At 59.7% G+C, this 10,393-nt stretch carries 7 protein-coding genes; 5 read left to right on the top strand and 2 right to left on the bottom strand.

Translation table 11 applies throughout. The annotated features are described in order from the left end of the window. Positions 1–257 precede the first annotated feature (257 nt). From SGJ19_22915 to SGJ19_22900, 4 genes are all read left to right on the top strand, one after another. Positions 258–1,640 carry an NAD(P)/FAD-dependent oxidoreductase gene (locus tag SGJ19_22915; protein MDZ4783107.1) on the top strand — a complete coding sequence of 461 codons (1,383 nt, stop codon included), beginning with the start codon at positions 258–260 and terminating at the stop codon, positions 1,638–1,640. A gap of 58 nt (positions 1,641–1,698) precedes the next feature. Further along, positions 1,699–3,150, top strand: coding sequence for an FAD-dependent oxidoreductase (locus SGJ19_22910; protein MDZ4783106.1), 1,452 nt, complete (start codon positions 1,699–1,701; stop codon positions 3,148–3,150). Further along, positions 3,147–3,572 (top strand): 3-hydroxyacyl-ACP dehydratase FabZ family protein, encoded by a 426-nt coding sequence (locus SGJ19_22905; GenBank protein ID MDZ4783105.1) that lies wholly within the window; start codon positions 3,147–3,149, stop codon positions 3,570–3,572. Before SGJ19_22910 ends, SGJ19_22905 begins: the two co-directional genes overlap by 4 nt. A 189-nt stretch (positions 3,573–3,761) precedes the next feature. Further along, positions 3,762–4,559 carry an SDR family oxidoreductase gene (locus SGJ19_22900; protein MDZ4783104.1) on the top strand — a complete coding sequence of 266 codons (798 nt, stop codon included), beginning with the start codon at positions 3,762–3,764 and terminating at the stop codon, positions 4,557–4,559. A 121-nt stretch (positions 4,560–4,680) separates the two neighbouring features. Here the strand turns inward: SGJ19_22900 and dnaE are convergent, their stop codons facing one another. After that, the gene (dnaE, locus tag SGJ19_22895; GenBank protein ID MDZ4783103.1) at positions 4,681–8,265 is read right to left on the bottom strand and encodes a DNA polymerase III subunit alpha; all 3,585 of its coding nucleotides are present in this window, start codon (positions 8,263–8,265) and stop codon (positions 4,681–4,683) included. 182 nt (positions 8,266–8,447) lie between these two features. On the opposite strand from dnaE, the gene SGJ19_22890 reads away from it, so the two are divergent. Beyond that, entirely contained in the window at positions 8,448–9,650 is a 1,203-nt protein-coding gene (locus SGJ19_22890; protein MDZ4783102.1) for a hypothetical protein, read from the top strand. Positions 9,651–9,753: 103 nt separating this feature from the next. Here SGJ19_22890 and SGJ19_22885 read toward each other — a convergent pair whose 3' ends face one another. Beyond that, positions 9,754–10,362, bottom strand: coding sequence for a DUF3459 domain-containing protein (locus SGJ19_22885; GenBank protein ID MDZ4783101.1), 609 nt, complete (start codon positions 10,360–10,362; stop codon positions 9,754–9,756). Positions 10,363–10,393: the final 31 nt, after the last annotated feature.

Here is a 10,393-nt window from a genome sequence, read left to right as displayed (position 1 = left end):
CGAACCCGGCTGGCAAACCATCTGGCACGGCTTCAACAAACTCGCGATCGTCATGCAATACGCGGAAAACCGACAAAAATGTGGGTAAGGATGAGGGTTCACACCCCTGGCTATTCCCTGCCGCCCCTTCGGCGCTCCACAGAGTGCGGACCTTGTCATACTGCATCACGACTGGGAAAGTGAACAGTCGTCAACAACTCCCCCTTCGCGCGTCGCGCCCCCGAATCGCTTCCCGTCAACGCCTCCCCTCCCTCGCCATGTACGACACGATCATCATCGGCGCGGGAATGTCCGGCTTAGCGGCGGGGATTCGCCTGGCGTACTACGATCAGCGCGTCTGCATCCTGGAGCGCCACACGACCATCGGCGGGCTGAACTCCTTCTATCGATTGAACGGTCGCAACTTCGACGTCGGCCTGCACGCCATCACGAACTTCACGCCGCGCGGCGCCAAAAAAGGTCCGCTCGCGCTGCTGCTCCGGCAACTGCGCCTCGGATGGGAGGAATTCGCACTCGCGCCTCAGGTCGGCTCGCGGATCGCCTTCCCGGGCGTGAAGCTCGATTTCACCAACGACTTCGAAATGTTCCGCTCGGAAGTTCGCCGCGCGTTTCCGGCGGAGCGCGATAACTTCGAGAAATTCGTCGCCCAAGTGGCCGACTACGATGATCTCGATTTGCCGTTGGCCGATCGCTCCGCCCGCGAAGTGCTCGGCGAGACGATTCGCGATCCACTGTTGATCGAGATGCTGTTCTGCCCGCTCATGTACTACGGCTCGGCGCGCGAGCATGACATGGACTTCGGACAGTTCTCAATCATGTTCCGCAGCATCTTCATGGAAGGCCTCGCGCGGCCGCTGGCGGGCGTGCGATTGATCTTGAAGACGCTGGTGCGCCGGTTTAAGGAACTCGGCGGCGAACTGCGCCTGCGCGCCGGCGTCGATCGCCTGCACGTCGAAGGAGACCGCGTGGCCGGCGTCGTGTTGGAAGACGGCACCGAAATCCTCGGCCGCCGCGTGCTCTCTTCGGCCGGTTGGCTGGAAACGATGAGGCTTTGCGACCAGCCCGCGACGGTTTTGCCGCGCGATCCCGGCGAGTTGTCGTTCATCGAGTCGATTTCGGTCCTCGATACCCCGCCGCGGCAACTGGGTTACGACCGCACGATTCTGTTTTACAATGACTCCGAGACGTTCCACTGGCGGAAGCCGGACGCGATGTGCGACGTGCGGAGCGGCGTGGTTTGTTCGCCGAACAACTTCGCTTATGAGCAACCGCTCGACGAAGGCATCCTGCGCATCACTTCGCTGGCGAACTTCGACCGCTGGGCGGCGCTCAACGAAGACGAGTATCGGCTGGAGAAGTTGCGTTGGTACGATCGCGCCGTGGCCTCGGCGGTGCGCTTCCTGCCGGATTTTCGTCAGCGCGTGATCGCCACCGACATGTTCACGCCGACGACGATCCGCCGCTTCACCGGCCATGTGAACGGCGCGGTCTACGGCGCCCCCGACAAAGTGAAGGACGGCACAACGCATTTGAAAAACCTGTTCATCTGCGGCACGGACCAAGGCTGGGTCGGCATCATCGGCAGCATCGTCAGCGGAATCTCCATGGCCAACCGACACCTGCTGAGTGCCGAGAGTTAATGACAAATCAAGACGCAATGACAACGGCCCATGGCATGGCGGAATCGCTAGCAGCTCAATGACCAAAGACTTTCTCAAAAACGCCCGCGACGAATATGACGTGATCGTCATTGGCTCGGGCCTGGCCGGTTTGACCTCGGCCAATACGCTCGCCAAAGCCGGCCACTCGGTGTTGCTGCTGGAGCAGCACTATCAACTCGGCGGCATGGCCACCTGGTTCAAGCGATCCGGCGGGCACATCTTCGATATCTCGCTACACGGTTTCCCGGTCGGCATGGTGAAAAGCTGCCGGCGCTACTGGACGAGCGAGATCGCCGAATCGATCGTGCAGCTCAAGCACATCCGTTTCGACAACCCGATGTTCTCGCTCACGACGACGTTCAATCGCGAGGATTTCACCAAGCTGCTGATCGAGAAGTTCCAAGTCTCCGCCGAGCAAGTCACCGCGTTCTTCGACGCCGCGCGCGGGATGAATTTTTACGACGATCAACAGAAAACGGTCGGCGAGTTGTTCCAGCAGTACTTTCCGGGGCGCGAGGACGTCATCCGCCTCTTGATGGAGCCGATCACCTACGCCAACGGATCGACGCTCGAAGACCCGGCGATCAGCTATGGGATCGTCTTCTCGAACTTCATGTCGAAGGGCGTCTTCACCTTCGAGGGAGGCACCGATCGGTTGATCGGGCTGATGAAGGACGAGATTGTCAAGAACGGCGTCGATCTGCGGATTCGCTGCGACGTCGAGAAGATTCACGTCCGCAACGGCCGCGTGGAAGGCGTCTCGGTCAATGGCCGCCTGATCAAGACCCGGGCCGTGATGTCGAACGCGAATCTCAAGTCGACGATCTTCAACCTCGTCGGCGAAGAGCATTTCGACGGCAAGTTCGTTGAAGACGCCCGCGCGGTGCGACTCAACAATTCGAGCTGCCAGGTGTATATCGGCCTGCATCCCGGCGAGATGATCGACGAAGCCTGCGGAGATTTGCTGTTTAGTTCCACGGCGCCGCTGTTCCGCACCGAGGCCTTGCTGAGCCGCGACGTGACGAGTCGCACGTATTCGTTCTACTATCCGCGTACGCGACCGGGCAGCGACCGTTGCCTCGTGGTTTCCAGCACGAACGCCAATTACAGCGACTGGGCCGCGCTGTCCGAGGAAGAGTACCAGGCCTCGAAACAGGACTTGATCGAAACGACGCTGGCGGCCTTGGAAAAATACGTGCCGGGCGTGCGCGAGAAGATCGCGCACATCGAGGCTTCGACGCCGCGCACGTTCCAGCACTACACGCGCCACGTCGCGGGTGCCAGCTTCGGCACCAAGTTCGAAGGCCTGGCCGTGAGCCGAGCGATCCCCGAACAGGTTCGCGGCCTGTACCACGCCGGTAGCGTCGGCATCATCATGTCGGGCTGGCTCGGCGCAATGAACTACGGCGTGATCGTGGCCAACGACGTGGACAGTTATTTGCTCAAGCAGTCGACCGGCGCGCCATCAACCGAGGCGACCCGCGTATGAGCCGCGAAGCAATCATGCGCGCGATCCCGCATCGCCCCCCATTTTTGTTGCTGGACGAGATCGTCGAGCGCAGCGAATCGCGCATCGTCTGTCGCAAGACGTTCACGGGCGACGAGGAGTTTTATCAAGGACACTACCCTGGCTATCCACTCACGCCCGGCGTGATCCTCTGCGAAGCCGCGATGCAAGCCGGCGCGGTGCTGCTGAGCCAGTTCGTCGAAGGGGACGGTGGCGTCCCGGTCGCCACGAGGATGAACGACGTCCGCTTCAAAAAAATGGTCCGCCCGGGCGACACGATCGAACTCGAAGTGGATTTAAAGGAACGCCTCGCCAACGCCTTCTTCCTCACCGCCAAAGTAACCTGCGGCGGCCAGGTGGCGGTAAGGTTCGAATTCGCATGCACAATGGCGGCGCGGGGATGATTCACCACGGAGACACGGAGTCACGGAGTCACGGAGAGGGAGTTTGAATTTGTCAGTGTTCCGACTTCAGTGTTTTGATCCTCATATCTTTCATCTCTATATCCTCTCTTACTCTCCCTCTGCGTCTCCGCGGCTCTGCGGTTCAATTGAACTGACTCTCCGTGTCCTCCGTGCTCTCCGTGGTGAACAATGGATTTCCTCCAGCTAACCAATAAGACGATCGTCGTCTTCGGCGTCGCCAATCGGAAGAGCGTTGCCTTTCATGTCGGCCGCGTACTGGAGGAGCAAGGGGCAAAGGTCGTCTACGTCGTAAGGTCGCCGGAGCGTCGGGAATCCGTAGTGAAGCTGTTGCCGGGCCGCGAGATTTATGTTTGCGACGTAGAGTTCGAAGAGCAAATCGCCCTGGTGCGAGATGAAATCGCCGCGCAGCATGAGCGGATTCATGGCATCGTCCACTCGATTGCGTTCGCCGGGTATGAAGGGGGCATGAAGCCGTTTCACGAGACGCCGAAGGCCGCGTTTTTGCGGTCGGTCGATATCTCCTGCTTCTCGCTCGTGACGATCGCGAACGCCTTCGCGAAGTTGCTCGACCCCGACGCGGCCATCGCGGCGATCTCGATTTCCACCACGCGGATGGCCAGCGAAAACTACGGCTACATGGCGCCCATCAAAGCCGCGCTCGATTCGGCGATCGTGTTCCTCGCCAAATCGTTCAGCCAATTCTCCCGCGTCCGCTTCAACGCCGTCGGCCCAGGCCTCCTGAAAACCTCGGCCTCGGCCGGCATCCCCGGCTACGTGGAGTCGTACCTCTACGCCGAAAAAGCCACGCTCCGCAAACAAGCGGTGCAAACCGAAGAAGTGGCGAACGCAGTAGCATTCCTACTCAGCCCCCGCTCCACCGGCATCAACGCCCAACACCTGGTAATCGACGCGGGGATGGGGGTGAACTATTTTGATCGCGATCTGATCGAAGGCTCACCAGACTGATCACACTGAATTGCAACTATCGCGTTTTCGCCGTTTCGCGCTTTCGCGATTAAAAGAGCTTTGCATGAACTAATCGCGAAAGCGCGAAATGGCGAAAGCGCGAAATTGGAATGGCACTCTGCTAACCGGAAGATTGCCGCTGCCGTTTCTCCCAACTCCGCCCATTCCCATTCCCATTCCCATTACTCAGCTTCGCCGGCGCCGCCAGCGGTTTCACGCACCCAGGGCCGAGCAAATCCTCAATCCGCCCGCGCATTTCCGCGTTGAGTTGCACTTTCAGGCCGCCGGATTTGCAGAGGACGCGGAGGCCGTCGGTGAGTTCCAGGACGAGCTCCACCGCGCAGGGGCCGGGGTAGCCGCGGAGGATGTCGCGCAGGGATTCGAGTTTCTTCTCGCCGTGCTCCTGCTCGCTTACGCGGAGGCGCAGGCCCCGGGTATAGCGTTGCTCTAATTCGCTGACCGGCAGGATTTCATTGCAGATCAGGTTGATGTTGTCGCTGCCGGGGCGTTTGTCGATCGTGCCGCGGATCGCGACCAAAGCGTCGGGGACGATCCATTCGCCGACCTTGGCGAACTCCTCCGGCCAGAGGATGCAGCGCATGATGCCGGCCGTGTCTTCCAGGTCGAACATCGCGTACTTCGTCGCCGTGCTGCCAGGTCGCGGGTTCTTGGTATGCGCGAAACGGATCGCCGAGATCAACCCGCCGATCAGGATTTCGTGCCCCTTGTTAAGCGGTCCGGCCGAGACGCTGGTGTGCGAGCAATACGTGGCGAGCGTATCGGCGTACTGTGCGAGCGGATGGCTGGAGAGATAGAAGCCGAGCACTTCCTTCTCGTTGATCAGCTTCTCCTTCTCCGGCCACTCGGCGACGTCCGGCAAGCGCTCGTCGACTTGCACCGGGGCCTCCGGTTCATCGTCGAACAGCCCTTTTTGGCCGGACCGGCGATCGGCCAACTTCGCGGCGCCGGCTTGGAGCGCGCGATCGAGCGCCGCCATGAATTGCGCGCGGCGGCCACCGAGTCCGTCGAACGCGCCGGCTTTGACCAAAGCTTCGATCGCCGCTCGGTTGCAGACGGAAGGATCGACCCGTTCGCAGAAATCGAAGATGCTGCGAAAGGGCCCATCCTGTTTGCGCGCCGCGGCGATTGCCAACGCCGCGTTGCCGCCGCAGCCTTTAACGGCGGCCATGCCGAAACGAATTTGGCCGTCGTGCACGATGAACTCGGCCGTTGAGCCGTTCACATCGGCGGGCAGGACGGTGATGCCCATCCGTTGGCAGTCTTCCAAATGCTCGACGAGCGAATCCTTGCTCTTGAAGTTGCGCCCCTCGATGTCGCCGCACAACAGCGCGGCCATGAACTCGACCGAGTAATGGGCCTTCAAGTACGCCGTCATATACGCGATCAACGCATAGGCGGTCGAGTGGCTCTTGTTGAAGCCGTAGCCGGCGAACTTTTCGATCATCTCGAACAGCTCGACCGCTTTCTCCTTCGAGAGGCCTTTCTCTTGCGTGCCCTTGACGAACTCTTCGCGATACTTGGCGATCATCTCCAGCTTTTTCTTGCTGATCGCCTTGATGCAAGTGTACGCGTTGGAAAGCTCGATGCCCCCCAAGCGATTCAAGATCCGCATCACTTGCTCTTGATACACCATCACGCCGTGCGTCTCGCCGAGGATTTCCTCCATCACGGGATGCGGATAGTCCGGCTTCTGGCGACCGTGCTTGACCTCGATGTAGTGATCGACCATGCCGCCCTCGATCGGCCCGGGGCGATAGAGCGCGTTCGTGGCGATGATGTCGCGGAAATGGTCCGGCTTCATCCGCTGCAACAGATCGCGAATGCCGCCGCTTTCCAGCTGGAAGATGCCTTTCGTTTCGCCGCGGCACAGGAGGGCGAACGTCGGCTGATCGTCAAGCGGGAACTGGTACGGATTCACGCGCTCGCCGGTCGTTTGCTCGATGAGATCGACCGCCTTGGAGAGAATCGTCAAGTTCCGCAGGCCGAGGAAATCCATCTTCAATAACCCGGCCGCCTCGACGTCCCCCATCGCCCATTGCGTGATGACTTCCTCTTTGTTCTTCACGCGCTGCAACGGCACGTACTCGTTGAGCGGCCGGTCGGCGATCACCACCGCCGCGGCATGCGTGCCCACGTTCCGCGCAAGCCCTTCGATCTTCATCGCCAGGTCGAGCAATTCGCGCACTTCGCCGTCGTTGTCGTAGGCCTTTTTCAAGTCCTCCGACTTTTCGAGCGCTTCCTCCAACTCGATGCCGAGTTCCTCCGGCACCATCGAGACGACCTGGTCGACTCGGGGGATCGGCAAGCCCATGGCGCGTCCGACGTCGCGAATCGCCGCCCGCGCGGCCAACGTGCCGAACGTGCCGATCTGGGCGACGTTCTCGCTGCCGTATTTCTGCTTGACGTAGTCGATCACCTCGCCGCGACGATCCTTGCAGAAATCGATGTCGATATCGGGCGCTTCCCGACGGCTGATGTCTAGGAACCGTTCGAAAAGCAAATCGTATTTCAGCGGACAGACGTGGCTCAATTCCAACGCGAACGCCACGATCGAACCGACGCCCGAACCGCGCGCCGTAGCCGGGATGTTGCGCTCCAAGGCGAAGCGGACAAAATCCCAGACGATGAGAAAATAGTTCGCGAAGCCCAGCGTGTTGATGACATTCAGTTCGCGCTCCAGCCGGGCGACCACTTCCACGGACAATTCGCCGCCGGGCAGGCGTTCGTCGTCGCCGGCGTAGCGGCGTTTCAGGCCATCGACGCAGAGTTGCCGCAAATAGTCCGGCGACGTCGTCTCATCCGGCAATTTGAACGTGGGGAAATGCCGCTTGCCCAGCTCAATCTGGATATCGACCGAGTCGGCGATCTCCTGGCTCCGCGCCACGGCGTCCGCGTGATTCGGAAACGCTGCGTACATTTCTTCTGGCGCGCGGAGGAAGAACTCGCTCCCCTCCATCCGCATCCGGTTGGTGTCGGTGCGGAATTTCCCCGTGTTGATGCAGAGCAACACATCCTGCGCTTCGGCGTCTTCGCGATTCACATAGTGCGCATCGCTCGTCGTCACCAGCGGCAAGCCCATCCGCGTGGCGACTTCGACGGCGCCTTCCATCGCCAGCCGCTGAATTTCCAGCCCGTTGTTTTGAATCTCAATAAAGTATCGATCGCCGAACAGCTTGTGGAACCACCCGGCGACGTCCATCGACTGCTTGAGGTTGGATTCGTACTCCCCGCCGCGCAACATCAGCCGGCTGAACTCGCTGGACACGCAGCCGGAGAGGCAGATGATTCCCTCGCTGTGCGCCGTGAGCAGTTCCTTATCGATGCGGGGCTTGCGATAAAACCCTTCCAGAAACGCCGAGCTGGCCATCTTCACCAGGTTGCGAAAGCCGGTGATGTTCTGCGCCAGCAGAGTGAGGTGGTAGCTCGCCTCGCCGGAGTCCGACAAATCCTTCTGCATCCGGCTGCCCGGGGCGATATAGGCCTCGTAGCCAATGATGGGATTGATCCCGGCGGCCTTGGCTTTCTTGTAGAAATCGAGCGCGCCATAAAGATTGCCGTGATCGGTCAGCGCCAAGGCGGTCATGCCGGACGACTTGGCTTTATTGACCAGCTTCTCGATCGGCGCAGCGCCATCCAGCAGGCTGTAGTGGCTGTGGCAATGCAGATGAACAAAAGGACGCGACATGGCGGGCGAGCATCCGGTGCGGGAGGGATTCCTGGGAGACCGTAGTCTACCGCGCGCTGAACTGCTGCTGTAGCAGGGGAGCTCGTTGCATCTGGACTAGAGCCCTGGACGCTCGAAGCACCTATCTTGAACCTTCGGGGGTAGGCGGCACCCACCTTGCTTTAGCCGAAGTACTAGCGACAATGATTTTGGCAGTCGTCGTGCCGGCACTCATCGGTATATCGCTCCGAATCGAGATCACTTGTCCCGATTCGTGGGTCTTCCAAATGCACACAATCCGAACCAGTTGCTCTCTCCTCATCCTTCTCATCGTTGCCGATACATTGTGGGCCGGCCGGCGCTACATGGTGCACAGCATTGGCGATCTTCCTACCGAGCGGATTTGGATTTCACCGAGCGCCATCAATGATCTAGGCCAAATCGTCGGTCAGCGCCACACCGACACGGGGTTTCGTGGGATTCTCTGGGATGCTGGAATTGTAGTAGACCTCGGCGACCTACCTGGCGAGAATGCTGGGTGTTCACCAGTCAACATCAACAACTACGGCCAGATCGTGGGAGTTGGTTTCACTGAGTTTGGTTATCGGCCAATTCACTGGGCGTCCGGGTCATTTACCGACTTGGCAACGCTGTCCGCCAGAGAGTCCGGCGCCGCACTCGGAATCAACGCTTTCGGTGCCGTCGTTGGCAACACATACGATAGCGATTCGCGCCTGTCTTATCCGTTTTCGTGGTCGGCAAGTGCGGGTTTTCATCGTTTTGTCGAACCACGACCCGTGGAAAACACTCTGGCAATAGCGATCAATGATTCGGGCCTGATCGCTGGTTACAAGTCAACCGCAGGAGTCGTGGAAGCTGTGATTTGGCAAGGTGCCTCCACTACTGTTGTGAACGCTCCGCCCGGTATGTCACGATTCCTGCCGCTTGCAATGAATAACTCAGGCTTCGTTGTCGGTGGTTCGCTGAACAACAATGCGAGCGAACTCGCCACGCTGTGGAAGTCTAGCGAAGCACTTTCCTTGGGCGACTTGCCTGGCGGCGTAGTTTTTAGTCGAGCATTTAGTATTAATGATCTTGGGGAAGTTGTCGGTTCAAGCGCGGATGAAGAAGTAACGGCATTCTCCGAAACCAAAGCTTTTTATTGGAACGAAGGTGTAATGCGCGACCTCAATGAAATGATTGATCGGCAATCTGGCTGGGTGTTGTACAACGCGCTCGATATCAACAATCGTGGCGAGATCGTTGGCATGGGTATGGCTCCAAACGGTCGGGGTGGAGGCTTCCTCCTCACCCCCGTACCGGAGCCAAGTTCGTTAACGCTCCTCGCGCTGTTTGCCGGTGGAATCGCGATTCGACTGTTCCGATCGCGAGCTCGAATTCTGTAAAGCCCAGGGAAGCCCCTCGGAGTCGTCTTTGCCGCCGACGACTATGGTGGCCTTCCCTGGGCTTAGCGGTGACGACGACGCCACTCCGTACCGTCAACTTCCTTCAATCGACCGCCGCAAACAGCAGCGTCGTATCCGCCGCCAGGCGCCAGCCCGCGTCCGTCTTCCACGGCGACGTCCCCTGCCCGCCGTATTTAGGATGTTCGCTGCTCCAGATTAATTCCCAGTGGCGCTTCGTCGGCGCGGCCAGGATGGGCTGTGACGGGGGCGTCAGCGTCAGGTCGCGGCCGAAGTTCGTCAGGATTAAGCGATCGTAGCCTTCGTCGGTGAAGTAGCGCAGCGACAATGCGTCAGTTGAAAATGCGACGCCGTCGAGCATGGTTGCGTCTTGCCGCTGAATCACGGGGTCTGATTTGCGCAGCTGCAAAAGATCGACATGCAGACGATACTCATGCGCGTGCTTTTGCCGTTCCGATGAATCGAGTTTGCATTGCTCGAACGTATGCCGCGCGCAGGGATCGGGCAACGTCACCTGCATGTCCAGCGTGGCGAGACTCGGAAACTGGCTCAGGAACGATTTGCGACCCTCCCACACGATGCGGCCGAGTTCTTCCGCTAGATCAGCGTAGTAAACCCGTATTTCCCAGATGACTGCCCCGTAGTGGCACGCGATTTGCGCCAAACCCCTGAACAACAGGGGTATATCGCACATTCATGCCATGCTGACCGGGGAACCCTATGGG

It is taken from the genome of Planctomycetia bacterium, from assembly GCA_034440135.1.
Lineage (GTDB): Bacteria > Planctomycetota > Planctomycetia > Pirellulales > JALHLM01 > JALHLM01.
The sequence above is the reverse complement of the archived record's forward strand: the minus strand, read 5'-3'. Positions and strand labels throughout refer to the sequence as shown.